The sequence below is a fragment of the Sphingobium sp. LSP13-1-1.1 genome, assembly GCF_040676415.1.
Lineage (GTDB): Bacteria > Pseudomonadota > Alphaproteobacteria > Sphingomonadales > Sphingomonadaceae > Sphingobium.
Genome location: NZ_JBEGHU010000045.1, coordinates 199,570 through 217,271, shown reverse-complemented (window position 1 = coordinate 217,271; position 17,702 = coordinate 199,570). Strand labels below are relative to the sequence as shown.

Below are 17,702 nucleotides of genomic sequence, written 5' to 3'. Positions count from 1 at the left end.
TAGGCCCTTTCAGAACACAAATCGTTCCGGTGCGGCAAAGCCCGGAAGTACGACCATTTCCATGTCGGCGAGGCGGGAAAGACCCAACACCCCCGATACCACCCGACCGCTGCACAGGCGGGTCACGCCACGCTCCACAATGCCTGTCACCACCCGCGCGCCATCAGCAAGCTGCTGAACGAGCACGGCGGGCACTTCCTCCACCGCGCCGTCGACGAACAGCACATCATAGGGCGCGCCAACGGCAGAACCAGCATTCAGAGGGCCGCGAACCACGGTTACGCCATCGACCGCGATGTCCGGTCCGCCCTCTTCCTCGACCGCGGTGACCTGCGCACCCAGCGTCGCCAGCAGTGCCGCGCTGTAGCCTGTGGCCGCGCCGATCAACAGCGCCCTGTCGCCCTTGGCGATCTGCGCTTCCTTCAGCAGACGGCCCGTGACCAGCGGCGGATTGAGCGCGCGACCGCCCGCAAGCGGGACCGGCCGATCGACATAAGCCATAGCCCGCCGCTCAGCCGGCACGAATTCCTCCCGCGCCACATGCGCCATCGCCGCAATCACGCGCTGATCATCCACATCGCTGGTGCGAAGCTGGCTTTCGACCATGGCGGCCCGCATCGATGAAAAATTCTGCTCCGTCACGACAATTCCTCGACTGGGATAGCTTTTAGGAAAGCTGTATTAGGAAAGCAATACAGCAAAGATATAAATCGGACCTCTAAATCAGCCAACGAGCCACGCCAAGCGGCTTTACGTTCTCCAACACCAGAATCTTGCGCTACGATATCACAGCGCTGCTTGACTTTGCATCAAAAGCCGCACATTTGCGGCCACCCACGCCGAGGCCCGATGGCGGAGTGGTGACGCAGCGGACTGCAAATCCGTATACGCCGGTTCGATTCCGGCTCGGGCCTCCAGATTGCTGTCAGCCAATGCTCGCTGATAATTGAAAAAACCCATGATTTCCGCTAGTTTACAGGTAATCGCTGATTGGCAGCGACTGCCTCTATTTGCCTGTGACCGCAGACGATGGGGCCCTACCTTGGGGGCCTCGCGAGGCCCGCTGACATCCAAAGCGGTTGCCGAGACCCTTTTGAACATGGCCATCGCAGCCTGCCTCATTCCGCTGATCATGGCGTGGCTCTGGCGTCGTTTCCAATACGGGACCGACAGGCTGCGGAAGCCACAAGAGCCAATCTACGCGAACGCCACCGACGAGACGCGGGAAGCGCTTGAAAAGCTCTTTGCCTATCTCCAGCGCGAAAGCGCACCAAGGGCCTACTACCGCAACTGGAGGGGCACCCCGATCTATCTGGAGCACCGTTATTTCTTCGGAAATTTACGAGTCCTGCTTCTGTCGGAATTTGCCGCCGTCCGGGCGCTTTGCGTCTCGCCGGGCGGGAACCGGATTTCCGGCGCGATCAAGATCGAGAAAGACCCCGACGAGGTTATCAAGGAACTCGGCATCAAACCCAAGCGGGCCGGTAGTCCAGGCCGGAACGCGAAATATGCCTATAGCGACGCTCGACTGAGCGCGCTGGACATGAGCAACCGGACAGCGGCGATCAGGGCAATCAAGAAATGACTGTCGGAATGGTTTGAGGAACATGCAGACGAGACCGGGGACGTGCCACGTGGCGACCTTCTCGCTCCCTATGCAGAAAAAATTTGCGTGCATTTAGATAGGGCGAGAAGCGGCACCATAGGCCGCAACCATCGGCAGCCAGACTGGGCTAGAATTCATTCACACATCTATTCAAGTTCGAATGTTTCAAACAACAATTATGCACCATTGCACTGCACATAAAGGATGACCGCTAATCCGCCGAAGCCTTCCATGTCGTACGCGCTTCAAAAAGCCACGAATATCTCGGATCGGTTCCTGCCACGAAGTTATATCAAGCCTGTGGCATTTGCGTGACAGCTTGTTTGAAAATTTCTTAAATCACAATAGTTTATACTTTACAGCTTTGCTCGGGGAATTAACCTGACCATCGCATTCCGCAAGGGTTCGGTTGGGGCGGGATAGTGGGCGGGGGGCGCGTACTTCCAGAGCAAGGGGACTGGAGCATGAACAGAATTTTGAAGACCGCGCGCCTGCGCGCGGGTGCAGCCACGGCTCTAGCCGGGGTCGCTTTGATGCAGGCGTCACTGCATGCGCAGGAACAGGCGCCTCAAAATGAGCAAGACACCGTGGAAGCCGGAGAAACGATTATCGTGACGGGTTCCCGCATCGTGCGGCCCGAACTCGATGTCGCCAATCCCATTGTCGCCGTCACCGCAGAGCAGATTGAGCAGACCGGCCGCACCAACATCACCGACGTCCTGCTACGCAATCCGGCCTTGTCGGCGTCGACCGGCAGTTCGCTCGCAGGCGGCGCGGATGCGGGCTTCGGCGAGACAGGCGTAAACCTGCTCAACCTGCGCAACCTGGGCACTGATCGCACGCTCGTCTTGGTGAACGGCAAGCGTCACGTCGCCGGAATCGCAAATTCCGCGGCGGTTGACATAAACTCCATTCCACAAGATCTGATCGACAGGGTCGACGTGCTCACGGGCGGCGCCTCCGCAATATACGGGGCAGACGGCGTGTCGGGCGTGGTCAACTTTATCCTTAAGCGCAACTTCGAAGGGCTTTCCGTCCGGGGCCAGTCAGGCATCTCCTCAAAGGGGGATGCTGCGAACCGCTATTTCAGCCTGACGGCTGGCCAGAATTTCAGCGAAGATCGCGGCAACATCGCTTTCGCTTACGAATATAACAAGTCAGACCGCCTCAGCCCCTTCAAGCGGAGCTTTTCGGGCGATCCCGCCCGCTATGGCGAAATCCTCCAGAATCAGGACGATCTGGGCGACGATCCGAGCGTCCCTGATCGCATTCTCTACCGAAATCTCACATGGGCAGACAGCGCACCTGATGGCGCCGTCGATATCGATCTCGACGGCATTCCCGACTTCACTGGCAGCGGTTTGCCTTATGATCGCGGCATCCCGTTGATCGGCGGCAACGCTCGCGCCGTTGGCGGATCCAACACGCCGGTCGCAGGCTATTTCGGCGACCTGCAGCCCAAAACCGAGCGGCATGTTTTCAACATGTTGACCAGCTATGAATTCTCGTCGGCCATCCGCTTCTACGCGGAAGGCAAATATGCCGCGACGCAGGCCTATTCGGTCGGACAGCCCAGCTTTGACTTTTTCACTTATCTCCAGCCCGACAACGCTTATCTTGTCGATCGCTTTGGCGCCGGTGCAGCGCCAGACGGCGCCTATGTCTCGCGCGACAATTTCGATTTCGGCATTCGCGGTGAAACCGTAAAGCGCAAGACGATGCGCTTCGTTGCCGGCTTCGACGGGGATCTGGGCAGCAACCTCAAATATGATATTTCCTACATTTACGGCCAGACGAAAGTACGGAACCGCCAGACGGCAAATCTGATCGGTGATCGCTACTATGCCGCACTGGACGCGGTCCGCGATCCGACGACGGGTCAGATCGTCTGCCGGTCGACGCTTGAATATGACGGCGTGATCGATCCCGACAATTTCGGCGGGCCGGCCACCACCTTCTCGCCGGGCGCCGGCAGCGCCTGCCGTCCCCTCAACATCCTGGGTAACGGCGTGGCGTCGCAGGAGGCGCTCGATTTCGTGCTGGCGGACAATCTTAGCCGATCGAAGATCACTCAGGAGGTCGTTACCGGCTCGATTTCGGGCAATCTCGACTCTGCCTTCACCTTCCCCGGCGGCGGCTCCTTCGGCTTTGCCCTGGGCGGGGAATATCGGCGCGAGAAAAGCTCCGATACGCCCGACCTGCTGATCCAGAATGGCGATTTCCGCGACACGGCGGCCTTGTCCCCTAGCAGCGGCAAGTTCAATGTGAAGGAGTTCTTCGCCGAAGTGAACGCTCCGATCCTGTCCAATATGCGCTTTGCCGAACTGCTCTCGGTTGGCGGAGCCATCCGCTTTTCCGACTACAGCACGGTCGGCAAAACGACGACATGGAAGGTCGACGGCATCTATGCCCCGATACGCGATATCCGTTTCCGGGGTTCCTACTCGCAGGCGGTGCGTGCGCCCAACATCGGCGAACTGTTCCAACCTGCTACCGGAACATTCGATTTTGTCGATGATCCCTGCGATTTTCGCCGCATAAATGACGGCACACAGTATCGGCAGGCCAATTGCACCACCATCCTGTCGGGGCTGGGGTTGTCACCAGCAGAAATCGCCGCCTTCAGTCCGACAACCGATCCGCAGGCCACCACATCACGGCGCGGCACGACCGGTGGCAATCCCGACCTGACGGAAGAAACGGCCAAGTCCTGGACTGCGGGCGTCGTCCTCCAGCCGCGCTTCATTCCAGGGCTGACGCTGACGTTCGACTGGTACGACATCAAGATCAAGGATGCGGTCAACACACCGACGGCTACCGAGCTCGCCGAACTGTGCGTCGATCAGCCAACGGTCGACAATGTGTTCTGCGAGAACATCTTCCGCGACACGGGCACCGGCTTCGTCCTGGGCGATGGCGACGATATCCAGCGGCGGATCGGCTTCAATGTCCGGCCGCAAAACGTCGCAGCGATCAGAACGGCGGGCGCCGATTTCTCCGTTCGCTATGCCTTCACTCCAGCGGGCAATCTGGGCTCCTTCGCCGTCAGCCTTGTCGGCGGCTATCTCGACAAGAAAACCGAGGTGCCTTCTATCGGCGCTGATGTGGATGACGATATTCTCGAATCCTACAACCCGCGCTGGCGCGGAACGCTGGACCTCGTCTGGAAGCTCAAGGGGTTCACGGCCAATTATTCGTTCAACTATTTCAGCAAGACACGCCGCTACACGACCGAGCAACTGGCGGCCAATCCGGACCTCGTGGACCCCAAATATGTCTGGTACAAGGAACTCAAGCAACACGACCTTCGCCTTGCCTATGACGTCAACGACCGGTTTCAGTTCTACGCAGGCGTCAACAATTTGACCGACCAGACGCCGGATATCGGTCTACTAAGCTACCCGATTTCGGGTGTCGGACGGTTCGTCTACGCAGGCTTTAAGGTGCAGACCGACCGGCTGTTCTGACCGAGGACGGGCAGCGGTCTGGCCTTTAGCGTTCTTCAGATTTTCAGGATCGGACGCCATGGCGCCACCTTAGGGCCGGAACAGGAGATGACCGATGGTTCGATAGGTCGGCCGGCGACCCGTGAAGCGTGATGCACGTCACGCGCAAACTCCGAAGAGACGCTTATTGTCCGGGCCGCGACCCGAGGAATTCAGGCTTGCCTGATTTCCAAACTTTTGGGCCCGGCAGCCTTCGCGCTGCTGGGCCTTTTTTTGAGAGCCATCAGCCGGTAGGTTCGACCGCGCTGGCCCACAGGGTTTTGGGGGAAAAGCTTGCTTGAGGCGGAACGGCTGGCCGTTATCAGAAGCGTGTTCTCGTGCGGACAGGCGGGTGCCGAGTCTCTGGCATCTGCCGTTCGCGACGCGGTCTTTCCACACAAGGCCTTCGTCGCGCATCAGGGCGACCTGGCCCATCATTGCTGGGTCGTCGTGGAAGGGGCTGCGCAAGCCCAGATCAACTCGGCTGACGGTCAACGGACGTTGCTCGCTTCCCATGGTCCCGGCGAAATCTTCGGCAGCTACCCTGTGCCAGCAGTGTTGCGTAGCGACATCGTCGCCCAAGGTTCGCTCCATCTACTCTGTATTGAAACGGCGACGCTGGTGGACCTTGCCCGATATAGCGCGGAGATTGCCCATGGCCTGAGCATGCTGTTCGCCCGGCAGCTGGATGTGATGCTTGACCGTATGGCTGCACGAACCACTTTGACCGCCTATGGCCGGGTCTATGCCGAACTGCTGCGCCTGGCCGGCCCCTCTAACCGGATTGAGCCGCCACCCGTGCTGTCGGCGCTTGCATTGTCGGTTCATACCACGCGCGAAACGACATCCCGGGCGATCGCACACCTGTTGCGGCGTGGTATCGTTAGCAGGACCGATGAGGCACTCAACATATTGGCGCCCCGCCTGCTGGCCGACTTGGTAGCCTGAGAACACCAACCAAGACTTTGCTCAAAAAGCGGTCGGTCCGCTCGCACCATTCCATGCGTTGCGGGCTGAAAGTCAGCGACTCTGCCCTAATTAAGGAAACAGGCCATACAGCGTCAGATCGCCCAGCGCCGTCCTGATGTCGCCCATCGGTTGGACATTTGCCTCCGGCGCATGCAAGGCAAGGGCCAGGGCGGCGGCTTCGCTGAGAACCACCGCCCCCCTGAGATCCGCCACGGCAACCATGAGCACGCGATCCCAGCGCCCCGCCCGCGCATCTGAGACGGCCCGGTAATCCAGTCCCAGCCGGGCATCAGGATATTCACTCCGCAAGTCGGAAGCCCGACGAGCCGCTTCGCCGAGGGAAGGCAGACGATAGGCGCGCTGTCCCTCCTGCCTCGCCAGATCCACGCCGTCCCCATTCAAGCAGAAATGCAAAGATTCGGGTATCGCGATCAGGGCAGCAGCCTCAGCCTCTGTCGACAGGGTGACCCGTCGACTGTCGCTCCGTTCGAGTTCCAGACGATCCAGCCGAAGCCCGAGGGCCTCCCAGCGGGCCATGCACTTCCCGCGCTCTTCGCCCCGTCCGACGATCTGCAAGGCGCGGGCCGAAGATTGCAGGCGCTTTGCCTCGCACAAGGCAAGTCCCATGGCGGCCTGCCTCGACACCTCGACGGACGCATCGCTGAGCGGCTGCCAATCATCCATTTCCTTCACCGCGACTGCCTGCTCCAGCAGCGCATCGAACCGATCGGCCCAGCTAGGTCCGAAGGGTTCGACCGAGGTGGTCCGGAACAGTTCAGCCGGACAGGGCAGAACGACATGCAGTTGTCGGCCCGCGACGATGGCGGCTTCTGCCACCAATATGTCGGCCCCGGCCGCCAGCGCACCGACCACCATGGAAGGTGCCAATGCATCCACCGCCCCGGCAACCGCCTCAGCCGCCCGGTCATCATCCGTGGCAAGGCCCAATATGCCTTCGAAATAGAGCGGCGAGGCCGGGCGATGACGGTCCAGCCAGTCGGCGGGCTGCCCCGCCTCGGCCAGGATCATGGCGAACTGCCGCAGCGTAGAGGCATGATCTTCCCATGCTTCGGGCTGATGTCCGATCGCTCGCCTCAGCATCCGTTCGGCATCCCGAGTCCGGCCCAGCAGCAACAGCGCTTCGGCGCGCGTCGCATCAATCCAATAAGGCGTCTCGGCGGCGCGCAGCGGATCATCGAGCAGCGCCATTACGGCATGAGCCAACGTTGTCGCCGCCTCGCCTCGTCCGGCAAGAAAAGCGAGCGTCGCCGCGTTGATTAATGGATAGGTCGCGCGCGAAAGAGCCGAAGCACGCTCATAAGCGGTGATCGCGCGGTTCAGCAGATCTTCCCGCACGGTGCCGCTTTCCGCCGCCGCGCGATCCTTGAGAAGGCGCCCGTAGACCGTCAGGACATCCGGATCGTCCGACTGTGGCGACAGGCCGGCGGCATGAAACGTTGCCCAGGCTTGTTCCAGCGCGCCCGCCCGCGCCAGTCGCGTAATGCTGTTAAGCTGCGGCCTGATCATTGCCAGCCTTGTCCCATAAGCGCCTGTTCGCCGCCACCGAATTCGCCCGCTGCGCTATTTGCGCGGCCCTTTGCTGACGCCGTCCGGATCGATTGCCAGGACAACGCCGCCATCGCCGCCATGTTCATAGCGACCGCGAATATACAGGTTGAAGATGAAGCCCTGCTCCTCCCCTTCCTTCAGCGGTTCGCCCGTATAGCCGTTGCACATATAGTTACGGCACCGCAGCGCCGGATAGCCGCCAATCTCAATCATCTCCAGGTCGAAGAAGCTGCGGTTGGGCGCCACCGGGGCGGGCGGCGGAGCCAGCGAGCTATTCTCCTTCTTCTCCAGGAACCAGAGCGGATCGGTATCCTTCCCATCATGGAAGCTGTAGCCGGGCGCATCCAGGATGATGGTGAAGAAGCACATATATTCGATGAACTCGATATTCTCGAATCCGTAGCCCCTGAATTCGGCATGGTGCGCGGGATCGCTCGACTGCGCCAGCTTCAGCAGGCGCGCCTCGGTGGCCTGTAGCCCCCGTTCGCAAATCGTCGCGAACCAGCGACTCACATTCCATACGCCTTCCCGCACGCGAATGTAGAGCAAGGTGACATGGTCGATCTCGTCGCCGGGTCCAACGGTCCTGACACTGTTTCCGTAAGGCAGCATTCAATCCCCCTTTGCCAAAGCCCTGTTATCGGCCTGCGCTATAGCATCCAGACGCTTGATCGACGTAATCCGAAATGCCGGATCTGCCGCGGCATTCGGGCTTGCGTCGTGCATGATCCGACGGGCCTGGCCGACGAGGCGATGGACCTCTGCTCCCTGGTGGCGCGCCCTCGCCACCTCTGCCGCATCCATCAGCAGCCGCAGATGCTGTTCGAACCAGTTCTGGTTTTGCGGGTCGCGCCGGCGGAGCGCCGAAGACTGGATTTGCGCATCCTGAATCAGCCTGACCGCCTTGGCCGTCTCTCCGGTTTCGAACGCAATTCGCGCGAGGGAACGAGTCGCCACCAGAGTATCATAGGCAATGTCGCCATTTTGCGGGTCTTCCCGCCGCAGCGGCTCGAGCAGCCTTAATTGCTCCAGCCGATGCTGGGCCGCGGCCTGGAAATCACGACGGTCATACTGCACGTCGGCCAGCCGCGCGTGGCGTTCGGCCACCTCCTTGCGAATGGTGAGAGATCGTGGATCGGCCTGCTGCGCTCGCTGGAACCAGTAAAGCGACTTTTCATAATTCCGGATCGCATCGGCATGGTCGTTCTTCGCCTCCGATTGGACTGAGGCGATATTGCTGAGCGCATAACCCACTTCCGTAAAGCTGCGCGCGGCATGGGGTTGATGCTGCAAAAGCTGACGGGCCCAATGCAGATAGGCCCAATAATGGTTGAGCGCCCTATCGGGCTGCCCGGACAGCTGATCGACCTGCCCGATCCAGAATTCGCTCTGCGCGTGGACGAAGATCCATTCGGGCCGTTCCGGATCGTCGTTCAGCAGTGCGGTTGTCGTGCGATGCGCTTCTTCGAACTTGCGCCGTGCAGCAGGCAGGCTGCCACGGGCAATGTCATCCTCCCCCATGGCCTGAAGGATACGCGCACGCCTTTCCAGACTGTCGTCCGGCAGATCGTCGAGATTTCCCTGATCGCGATAATAGTTCATTGCCCGGTCGTTGACGACAGAGAGGGCATCCAGGCGACCGACGCTACGCAGACGTTCCCGCAAATCGGTCAGCATGAATTCGATGATCCCTTCTGCTTCGGCGCGTTGCCGCTCGGCTTCTCGCTGCGCCTGCAAAGCCGCAACCGACAGCGCGACGAAAGCTAGCATGATCAGCAACAGAGCCAGCGTGACAGCCATCACGCGCCGGATGCGCCTTTGCGCGTCGCGCTGCACCAGCCGGTCCAGACCAATCCCAGCCAGCCCGGCAATGATCTTCAAGGTGCCGAGCCGGACGCCATCGCCCTCCCGCCGAAGGTCGGCCGCAAGCGGTTCGACCCCATCCCTCAGCGCCGGCGGGAAGGCATCCGTCGGTTCGCCATCAATGATCGCCGCCAGGATCGGCCGATCGGGATGGAGGGCCCGGAACAGGCGAATTTCCTTGTCCACCCATGGCGACGCCGCTGAATTGGGTGAGCACAGGACCAGCAATGCTGCGGACTTTGACAGCGCCTGCTTGACGGCCTCCGACAGGTCGGCCGTTGCGGGCAATTCATCGCGGTCGCGAAAGATCGGCCCCAATTTGCGCTTACCATCCGAACGGACCGTCCTGCCTGGAAAGCGATAGGATTCCAGTCGCCGCTGCAACGGACGCGCCCACGCAACGTCCCTATGATTATAGCTCAGAAAGGCGGCATAGGTCGCCTTCGTTCCGTTGTCCTCCATCACAAGGATTGACCCTGTTCCTCTCTTTAGCGGGCGGTGCACCACATCGTCGTCCAGTGCCATAATTTGCACGCTCGCCCAATGGAGCCGAGGGGTTTGGCTATCGAAAAAGCCGCCGTGGGGGAAGGTTGCCTGCAAAGTTCGCATGGCGGCGCGGTGCTGTCAAAGCAAACCGGGGTTCGGTAAATGGTGGGTCATGACCAAGCCCACCATTAGTCCGTTTCGGTATTTCAACTCCTCCCCGGAGGTGATCCGGTTGGTGGTGATGATGTATGTCCGTTACCCGCTGTCGCTGCGGAACGTCGAGGACCTGCTGTTCGAGCGTGGCGTCGATATCTGCCACGAAACGGTGCGGCTGTGGTGGAACCGGTTCGGCCCGCTGTTTGCTGGCGAGATCCGACGCCAGCGGATCAACAAGATGTGCAGCTTTCGCCACTGGCGCTGGCACCTTGATGAGATGTACGTGAAGATCAACGGCAAGATGGTTTACCTCTGGCGCGCCGTCGATCACGAAGGCGAAATTCTGGAGAGCTACGTTACGAAGAAGCGGGATAAAAAGGCAGCTTTGGCCTTCATGAAGAAAGCATTGAAACGGCACGGATCACCAGCAAAAATCGTAACCGACGGACTCCGATCCTATCCAGCAGCAATGCGTGACCTGGGCAATATCGAGCAGCAGGAAATGGGGCAGTGGCTGAACAATCGGGTTGAAAACAGCCATCTCCCCTTCCGACGACGGGAGCGGGCTATGCTCAGGTTTCGACAGATGCGATCCCTGCAGAAATTCGCATCCGTCCACGCCCACTTTCACAATCACTTCGCCCTGGAGCGCCATCTCGTCGATCGAGAGATTTACAAGCAAAGACGCTCGGCCGCCTTGGCCCAGTGGCAGTCTCTCGCGAGCTGAGTTTCTCCGTTCTAAGCCCGAAGTGCATCGTGTGGAGAGCGGTTCGCCTTTGTCTGACAGCACCGAAAATTCATATAAAACTGTAGCAAGTTGGATTCCGGCTCGGCAGATATTTCGCGGCTAGGCGATCAGCCGCCATCCCACCACCACCAGCACCGCAGCCAGCAGGGGCTGGAGCACGCGATCCGACGTGCGCGTGGCCAGCAGCGATCCGATCACGATACCGGGCAGCGACCCCGCCAGCAGGTTGACCAGCAGCACCGGATTGACGTTCCCGATCCACAAATGGCCAAGTCCGGCGACAAGCGTCAGCGGCACGGCATGAACGATATCGGTCGCCACCAGCCGCTGCATCCGCATGCGGAGTGGATAGAGCGCCAGGAGCAACGTCGCACCGATCGCGCCCGCACCGACCGAAGTCAGCGTCACCATCGCCCCCAGCAGGGCGCCGGCCAGCACAGTCAGCGCCGGCTGCCAGCGGGTGAAACCGTCGGCCGTGCCCACCCGGCGGGCGAGCGCCCAGCTATGGAAACGGCCGCGCAGCAGGGTCGCACCTGCGGTAGCGATCAGCACCACGCCCAGCGCCGCCGTGATCACGCCCGTCTTGATCTGCCCAAGGTGCATCTGCGAAAGGATCGCCAACGTGATCAGCGAGGCGGGGATGCTGCCGATCATCAGGCGCTTCACGACTTCATAATCCGGACCGCCCTCGGTACCGCCCTGATGGTGGTGAACCGCGCCGCCGACCGCCTTTGTGATCGACGCGAACCACAGGTCGGTGCCGACCGCCGTGGTGGGCGCGACGCCGAACAGCAGGATCAGAATCGGCGCCATCAGCGAGCCGCCACCCACTCCGGTCATGCCGACCATCAGGCCGACGAAAAGGCCTGCGATCGCGTGCAACAAATCCATATTTCGCCCCAAATTCGTTACGTCGTGTAATCCGCGATGTGTAGGACCGAAAAACCGCGCCAGCCAGCCCCCTTTTGGATTGGAAATTTATCGCCTCCAAAACAAATGCTGTTGAATGCAAGAGTGACGCGATGCTCTCGACTTTCCTTGCCACCGGCGTCTAAGAGACTATCTGGCCAAAATGCGTTCCTCCGCGAATTTCCCAACAGGCTGTAAAGACAGGGACATGATGAAGCTGTTCATTGGCAACAAGGCCTATTCAAGCTGGTCGCTACGCGGATGGCTGGCGTGCAAGCTGTCCGGCCTCCCCTTCGAGGAGGTTGTTGTGCCGCTTTACGACGAAGCGTGGGAAAAGCGCCGCGAGGGTGACGAATTCGCCCCTTCTTCCGGGAAGGTGCCAATATTGTGGGACGGCGACGACGTCGTCGTGTGGGACAGCCTGGCGATCGTCGAATATCTGAACGAGAAGTCGGGCGGCGACCGATTCTGGCCGGCAGACATCGCCGCGCGCGCCATGGCCCGGTCAATGGCGGCGGAAATGCACTCCAGTTTCGCTGCGCTGCGACGTGAGCACAGCATGAACATCCGCCAGATCTATGCTCCCGTCCCTCCATCCGAGGCCGCGGCTCAGGATATCGCGCGCATCATGCAACTCTGGGCGGAGGCCCGCGCCCGCCATGGCGGCGAGGGAGAGTTTCTGTTCGGGGATTTCAGCGCGGTCGATGTGATGTTCGCGCCGGTGGTGACCCGCTTCATCACCTATCAACTCCCCGTTGCCCGCTTTGCGGAAGCCTATATGCGCGCCATCATCAATCATCCCTGGATGCAGGAATGGATTGGCGGCGCACAGGCGGAAGAATGGGTGATCGACCGTTTCGAAGCGCCTCCGCAATTGGGATAAGGCAAGTTTTCGGTCATTTGCGGAGGTTGGGCAAATGTCGCGAGCAGATGGCCCGTTCCGCCATTTCCGCCATGGAAAAGGGGCGGCAGGCATATCACCCCCGGCCCTTTTCCAGATTATCGTGCCCGATCAGCCGACGATTTCTTCAGGCTTGAAGAAATAGGCGATCTCGATCGCGGCATTTTCCTCGCTGTCGGAGCCGTGGACCGAATTGGCTTCGATCGATTCGGCATATTCCTTGCGGATGGTGCCTTCATCGGCATTGGCCGGGTTGGTGGCGCCCATGATGTCCCGATTGCGCTTCACCGCATCTTCGCCTTCCAGAACCTGGACGACAACCGGGCCGGAAATCATGAAGGCAACCAGATCGGCGAAGAAGGGGCGCTCCTTGTGCACGGCATAGAAGCCTTCAGCCTGTTCACGGCTCATGCGGATACGCTTGGAAGCGACAACGCGCAGACCCGCTTCCTCCAGTTTCCTGGTCACGGCGCCCGTCAGGTTGCGACGGGTCGCATCGGGCTTGATGATCGAAAAGGTGCGGGTAACGGCCATAAGGCTCAAAAGCTCCGAATTGTTGGGATAAGTTGGCGCGCCCTTTAGACCGGGCCGGAGCCTATCGCAAGAGGGCTGATGGGGCAGGGCCCTGCTAGGGGCCTTGCACCCATTTGCGGCCTTCCTGCCGCCAGAAGCGGGGGGGGACCCCGTCCCGTTTCGAGAGATCGCGCCAGTTGGAGCGCGCGCCCTCTATGGTTTCAGCGTCGAAGAAGTAGAAAGCCCGCTCGAAACCCATCGCTTGCTCACGCCAGAGGCCATCCGCCAGTGCGACATGCCGTGCCCCGTTGGCGGCCAACTCGCCCGCCGGGCAATCCTGTGCGAGCAGTATCGGCTGCACCGATTCGGCACCCTCGCCGGCCCGGCCATGCGCCAGGAAGCTTTCGGGCGGCCCGGCCCATAGCCCGGCGGAAATCCGATCCAGCCGCTCAGGCTCCCTTGCGACCACCATCAGCCGCGCGCCCATGGCCAGGATGCGGCCCGCAATCGCGGGCAGCACCTGTTCCACCGGATCGCGGCTGAGCTGGTAGAAATCGACCTGCATTATTTCTCTATCTTGTCAGCCACATAACGGTCGAGCAGCCGCACGCCATAGCCGGTCGCGCCCTTGTCCCAGGTTGCGCCGGGCTTGTCGGCCCACACCATGCCGGCGATGTCGAGATGCGCCCATTTGACGCCCTCCTCGACGAAACGCTTGATGAACTGCGCCGCCGTGATCGACCCGCCATAGCGCGGCCCGATATTCTTCATGTCGGCGATCGGGCTGTCGATCAGCTTGTTATAGGCATCCCCGAGAGGGAAGCGCCACAGCGGATCGCCCGCCGCCTTGCCAGCCGCGATCAGATCGTCGGCCAGCCCGTCGTCATTGGCGAAGATGCCTGCATATTCATTGCCCAGAGAGATGATCATCGCCCCGGTCAATGTCGCGAGATCGATGATGATCTCGGGCGCATAGGTTTTCTGCGCCCAGGTGATGACGTCGCACAGCACCAGCCGCCCCTCGGCATCGGTGTTCAGCACCTCGATGGTCTGCCCCGACATGGAGGTTACGATGTCGCCCGGACGCTGCGCATTGCCGTCGGGCATATTCTCGACAAGGCCGCAGATGCCGACGACGCGGGCCTTCGCCTTGCGTCCGGCCAGCGCCTTGATCGCACCCGCGACCGCACCGGCGCCGCCCATGTCCCATTTCATGTCTTCCATGCCCGCGCCGGGCTTGAGTGAAATGCCGCCCGTGTCGAAGGTCACGCCCTTGCCAACGAAGACCAGCGGCTTTTCGATCGCGCCGCCCGTCCCCGCCGAATCTGTGCCATCCCATTCCATCGCCAGCAGCCGCGGTTCGCGCATGGAACCCTGCGCCACGCCCAGCAGCGCGCCCATGCCCAGTTCCGCCATCGCCGCCTTGTCCAGGACGGTGATCCTGACGCCCAGTTCCTCCAGATGCCTGCACCGTTCGACGAAGCTCTCGGGATAGAGGACGTTCGCCGGCTCCGCCACCAGTTCACGGGTGAAGGCCACGCCCGCGGCCACGGCAGCCTGTCTTTCCCAGGCCGCCCCTGCGTCGCTCGACACCAGCGTGACCTGCTTCAGGGTCGGCTTGGCCTTCTCCGCCTGCCGGGTACGGTAGGTGTCGATCCGCCAGCCGCGCAGCAATGCGCCGAAGGCAAGGCGCGCCGCTTGTTCGCCGCCGGGCGCGCCTACGAACTCCACCGCAGCGTGAACCGCCCCGCTTGTCGCCAGCCGGGCCGTCAACGCGGCGCCCGCCCGCTCGAAATCCACATCACCGCCAGCTCCGGTACCCACCAGAACGACACGCAGCACCTTGCCGCCTTCGTCCACGAAGCTCTCGAAGCTGGATCCCGCTTCCCCCGTGAAACGCGCGGCCGCCGCCCCCCCGACCAGCACGGACGCGGCGCTCAGGGGCAAGGCGTCGAAGCCGCCCTTGGGCACGGCGAAGACCAGTGTATCGGCTTCGGGACGGACAGGGCTGAACGCGATTTCCATCTGGGGTCCTTTATTTCCTGCAAGGCTTGTATCTCTCTGCCCAGATAGTGCGGCCGGCCCGGTCTGGCAAAGCCGTTCGACTGATTTTCCGGCAAAACTCTTGGCCGAGACGATTGCAGCGCAGACAAAGCGGTGCAATAGGGCAGTGCAATAGTCCGGGAAACAGAACGCCCCGTCAAAGAGGCCCCATTCTTTTGCAGAACCGCCCCTTCCTTTTGCGTTTCAATCGGCTCTTGGCCGCTGGCGTCGCCTTTCCGTGCCTGGCGGTCATCCCGCATGCCGCCGCCCAGCAACTCCAGGAACCGCAGACGACAATCAGCGCGCCCGACGCCCCGGTGCCGGAGAATGACGATCAGATCGGCTTTTCCGCCGATGCGCTGGAATATGATAGCAATAAGGAGGTCGTGACCGCCAACGGCAATGTGCAGTTGCTGCGCGACGGCAACCGGCTGCGCGCCGACAAGGTCGTCTGGAACCGTGATACCGGCAAGGTGGAGGCGAGCGGCAATGTCTCCGTCACGGATCCCGAGGGCAATATCGCCTATGGCGACAGGTTCGACGTCACCGACAGCCTGCAGGACGGCATGGTCCAGAACATGCTGCTGGTGCTGCAGTCGGGCGGGCGCCTGGCCGCCGTGAACGGCGAGCGGAAGGGCGGCGTCTACACCCTGCGAAAGGCGGTCTATACCGGCTGCGCAGTGGAGGATCACAAGGGCTGCCCCAAGGAACCGACCTGGCAGATCAAGGCAGTGAAGGTCATCTATGATCCGGTGAAGGCCAGGGTCAAATATACCAATGCTAGCGTCGAGCTGTTCGGCCTCCCGCTCATCCCGATGCCCGGCTTCTCCCACCCGGTCGGCGACAATGGCGGCAGCGGCCTGCTGGTGCCGATATTGCGCTACAACCGCAACAACGGCTTCGAACTCGGCTTGCCCTATTATATGAAGCTGGGACCCAATCGCGACATCACCGTCACGCCCCACGTCTTCACCAACGCCCTGCCCCTGCTGGAGAGCAACTACCGCCACCTGTGGGATCGGGGCGCCTATCAGATCACCGGCTATGCCACCTATGGCAGCCGCGTCGCTACCGGCAGCACATCCACCACTACGCAGAAGGATTTTCGCGGCTATCTCGATGCCAGCGGCGCGCTGCAGCTGACGCCGGAATGGAGCATCAACGGATCGATTCGCGCGACGACCGACCGCACCTTCCTGCGCCGCTACTATATCAGCAATGATGACCGGCTGCGATCGACCATCAATGCGCAGCGGATCGGGGACAACAGCTATTTCTCGATCGCCGGGTGGGCCGTGCAGACTTTGCGCACCGGCGATCCTCAGGGGCAGATGCCGATCGCCTTGCCCGTCGTCGATTATCGCTTGCGGATGAAGGACCCGCTGCTGGACGGCGTCATCCAGTTCCAGGCCAACAGCCTGGCGATCACCCGCACCCATGGAGAGGATACGCAGCGCGCTTTCGCGGCGTTCGAATGGAATCTGCGCAAGCTGACGCCGATGGGTCAGGACGTCACCTTCACGACCTATTTGCGCGGCGATGTCTACCACAGCGACGAAAATCAGCTGGCCACCGTCGCCAGCTATGCCGGCGATCCCGGGTGGCAGGCGCGCGGGATCGCGGCGGCGGCGATCGACGTCCGCTGGCCGTTCATGGGTGAGGCCTTTGGCGGCGTGCAGCGTATCGCCCCTCGCGTGCAGATCGTGGCGGCGCCCAGAATCGCCAATCTGACCGTCCCGAACGAGGATGCCCGCTCCATCGACCTGGAGGACAGCAACCTTTTCGCGCTCAATCGCTTTTCCGGCTACGACCGGTTCGAGGATTCGACCCGCGTCACCTATGGGCTGGAATATAGCCTGGCGCTGCGCCATTTCTCGCTCGAAAGCGTGATCGGGCAGAGCTACCGCCTGAACAGCCGGGAAAATATCCTACCGGTGGGCACGGGCCTGTCAGACCGGCTGTCCGACATCGTCGGTCGCACCACGATCCGTTATCGGGATTTCCTCAGCTTCACGCACCGCTTCCGGCTGGACAAGGATAATCTCGCCATCCGACGGAACGAGATCGACGCCACCATCGGCAGCAAGAAGACCTATGCGATGGTCAGCTATCTGCGGCTCAACCGGAATGCCGACCTCAGCCTGGAGGATTTGCGGAACCGGGAGGAGCTCCGGCTGGGCGGCCGCTTGCAGTTTGCGCGTTTCTGGTCGCTGTTCGGTTCCACCGTGATCGACCTCACCAATGCGAGGGAAGATCCGTTGAGCGTCGCCAACGGCTATCAACCCGTCCGACACAGGCTGGGCGTCACTTATGAAGATGACTGCCTGACGCTCGGCCTGACCTGGCGGCGCGACTATCAGGTGCTGGGCGACGCACGAAAGGGCAACAGCTTCCAGCTTCGGCTGGCTTTTCGCAATATTGGCATATAAGGATCAGCCGTCCCGTTTCCTGCTC

14 protein-coding genes and 1 tRNA gene are annotated in these 17,702 nt (G+C 61.4%); 7 read left to right on the top strand and 8 right to left on the bottom strand.

Annotation, left to right across the window (positions count from 1 at the left end):
* Positions 1-9: 9 nt before the first annotated feature.
* Entirely contained in the window at positions 10-642 is a 633-nt protein-coding gene (locus MRBLSP13_RS18210) for a protein-L-isoaspartate O-methyltransferase family protein (RefSeq protein ID WP_363755938.1), read from the bottom strand.
* Between the two features lie 201 nt (positions 643-843).
* Here MRBLSP13_RS18210 and MRBLSP13_RS18205 point away from each other — a divergent pair.
* From MRBLSP13_RS18205 to MRBLSP13_RS18190, 4 genes are all read left to right on the top strand, one after another.
* Positions 844-917 (top strand) — tRNA-Cys (locus tag MRBLSP13_RS18205).
* A 182-nt stretch (positions 918-1,099) separates the two neighbouring features.
* Positions 1,100-1,585 carry a hypothetical protein gene (locus MRBLSP13_RS18200; protein ID WP_363755936.1) on the top strand — a complete coding sequence of 162 codons (486 nt, stop codon included), beginning with the start codon at positions 1,100-1,102 and terminating at the stop codon, positions 1,583-1,585.
* A 485-nt stretch (positions 1,586-2,070) separates the two neighbouring features.
* Positions 2,071-5,073: a TonB-dependent receptor plug domain-containing protein gene (locus MRBLSP13_RS18195; protein ID WP_363755934.1), complete on the top strand. Its 3,003-nt coding sequence runs from the start codon at positions 2,071-2,073 to the stop codon at positions 5,071-5,073.
* A gap of 312 nt (positions 5,074-5,385) precedes the next feature.
* Complete coding sequence (locus MRBLSP13_RS18190; protein WP_363755932.1) at positions 5,386-6,039, top strand: Crp/Fnr family transcriptional regulator; 654 nt, start codon at positions 5,386-5,388, stop codon at positions 6,037-6,039.
* A gap of 90 nt (positions 6,040-6,129) precedes the next feature.
* On the opposite strand, the gene MRBLSP13_RS18185 is transcribed toward MRBLSP13_RS18190, so the two are convergent.
* From MRBLSP13_RS18185 to MRBLSP13_RS18175, 3 genes are read right to left on the bottom strand one after another with little or no spacing between them, the layout of a single operon-like run.
* Positions 6,130-7,587, bottom strand: a complete 1,458-nt coding sequence (locus tag MRBLSP13_RS18185; RefSeq protein WP_363755930.1) for a TRAFs-binding domain-containing protein — start codon at positions 7,585-7,587, stop codon at positions 6,130-6,132.
* Between the two features lie 54 nt (positions 7,588-7,641).
* Positions 7,642-8,241 carry a hypothetical protein gene (locus MRBLSP13_RS18180; protein WP_363737277.1) on the bottom strand — a complete coding sequence of 200 codons (600 nt, stop codon included), beginning with the start codon at positions 8,239-8,241 and terminating at the stop codon, positions 7,642-7,644.
* A complete protein-coding gene (locus MRBLSP13_RS18175) occupies positions 8,242-9,954 on the bottom strand; it encodes a TIR domain-containing protein (RefSeq protein WP_363737278.1) in 1,713 nt (570 codons plus the stop codon).
* 196 nt (positions 9,955-10,150) lie between these two features.
* Here MRBLSP13_RS18175 and MRBLSP13_RS18170 point away from each other — a divergent pair, with 196 nt between their 5' ends.
* Positions 10,151-10,861 (top strand): IS6 family transposase, encoded by a 711-nt coding sequence (locus MRBLSP13_RS18170; protein ID WP_363737279.1) that lies wholly within the window; start codon positions 10,151-10,153, stop codon positions 10,859-10,861.
* 120 nt (positions 10,862-10,981) lie between these two features.
* Here MRBLSP13_RS18170 and MRBLSP13_RS18165 read toward each other — a convergent pair whose 3' ends face one another.
* Complete coding sequence (locus MRBLSP13_RS18165; RefSeq protein ID WP_363737280.1) at positions 10,982-11,773, bottom strand: sulfite exporter TauE/SafE family protein; 792 nt, start codon at positions 11,771-11,773, stop codon at positions 10,982-10,984.
* Positions 11,774-11,999: 226 nt separating this feature from the next.
* Between MRBLSP13_RS18165 and MRBLSP13_RS18160 the strand changes: the two genes are divergently transcribed.
* A complete protein-coding gene (locus MRBLSP13_RS18160) occupies positions 12,000-12,674 on the top strand; it encodes a glutathione S-transferase family protein (protein ID WP_363737281.1) in 675 nt (224 codons plus the stop codon).
* A 129-nt stretch (positions 12,675-12,803) separates the two neighbouring features.
* Here MRBLSP13_RS18160 and ndk read toward each other — a convergent pair whose 3' ends face one another.
* From ndk to MRBLSP13_RS18145, 3 genes are all read right to left on the bottom strand, one after another.
* Positions 12,804-13,226: a nucleoside-diphosphate kinase gene (gene ndk, locus MRBLSP13_RS18155; protein WP_133652867.1), complete on the bottom strand. Its 423-nt coding sequence runs from the start codon at positions 13,224-13,226 to the stop codon at positions 12,804-12,806.
* Positions 13,227-13,320: 94 nt separating this feature from the next.
* On the bottom strand, positions 13,321-13,770 hold the full coding sequence (locus tag MRBLSP13_RS18150; protein WP_363737282.1) for a DNA polymerase III subunit chi: 450 nt from the start codon (positions 13,768-13,770) through the stop codon (positions 13,321-13,323).
* A complete protein-coding gene (locus MRBLSP13_RS18145) occupies positions 13,770-15,230 on the bottom strand; it encodes a leucyl aminopeptidase (RefSeq protein ID WP_363755928.1) in 1,461 nt (486 codons plus the stop codon). Before MRBLSP13_RS18145 ends, MRBLSP13_RS18150 begins: the two co-directional genes overlap by 1 nt.
* 194 nt (positions 15,231-15,424) lie before the next feature.
* On the opposite strand from MRBLSP13_RS18145, the gene MRBLSP13_RS18140 reads away from it, so the two are divergent.
* Positions 15,425-17,677 carry an LPS-assembly protein LptD gene (locus tag MRBLSP13_RS18140; protein WP_363755926.1) on the top strand — a complete coding sequence of 751 codons (2,253 nt, stop codon included), beginning with the start codon at positions 15,425-15,427 and terminating at the stop codon, positions 17,675-17,677.
* Positions 17,678-17,702: the final 25 nt, after the last annotated feature.

Bases quoted from the DNA above. Each gene is read 5' to 3' on its own strand.
- MRBLSP13_RS18195 (WP_363755934.1), top strand. From the start codon at position 2,071: ATGAACAGAATTTTGAAGACCGCGCGCCTGCGCGCGGGTGCAGCCACG.
- MRBLSP13_RS18145 (WP_363755928.1), bottom strand. From the start codon at position 15,230: ATGGAAATCGCGTTCAGCCCTGTCCGTCCCGAAGCCGATACACTGGTC.
- MRBLSP13_RS18165 (WP_363737280.1), bottom strand. From the start codon at position 11,773: ATGGATTTGTTGCACGCGATCGCAGGCCTTTTCGTCGGCCTGATGGTC.
- MRBLSP13_RS18200 (WP_363755936.1), top strand. From the start codon at position 1,100: ATGGCCATCGCAGCCTGCCTCATTCCGCTGATCATGGCGTGGCTCTGG.
- MRBLSP13_RS18170 (WP_363737279.1), top strand. From the start codon at position 10,151: ATGACCAAGCCCACCATTAGTCCGTTTCGGTATTTCAACTCCTCCCCG.
- MRBLSP13_RS18150 (WP_363737282.1), bottom strand. From the start codon at position 13,770: ATGCAGGTCGATTTCTACCAGCTCAGCCGCGATCCGGTGGAACAGGTG.
- MRBLSP13_RS18175 (WP_363737278.1), bottom strand. From the start codon at position 9,954: ATGGAGGACAACGGAACGAAGGCGACCTATGCCGCCTTTCTGAGCTAT.
- MRBLSP13_RS18180 (WP_363737277.1), bottom strand. From the start codon at position 8,241: ATGCTGCCTTACGGAAACAGTGTCAGGACCGTTGGACCCGGCGACGAG.
- MRBLSP13_RS18185 (WP_363755930.1), bottom strand. From the start codon at position 7,587: ATGATCAGGCCGCAGCTTAACAGCATTACGCGACTGGCGCGGGCGGGC.
- ndk (WP_133652867.1), bottom strand. From the start codon at position 13,226: ATGGCCGTTACCCGCACCTTTTCGATCATCAAGCCCGATGCGACCCGT.
- MRBLSP13_RS18160 (WP_363737281.1), top strand. From the start codon at position 12,000: ATGATGAAGCTGTTCATTGGCAACAAGGCCTATTCAAGCTGGTCGCTA.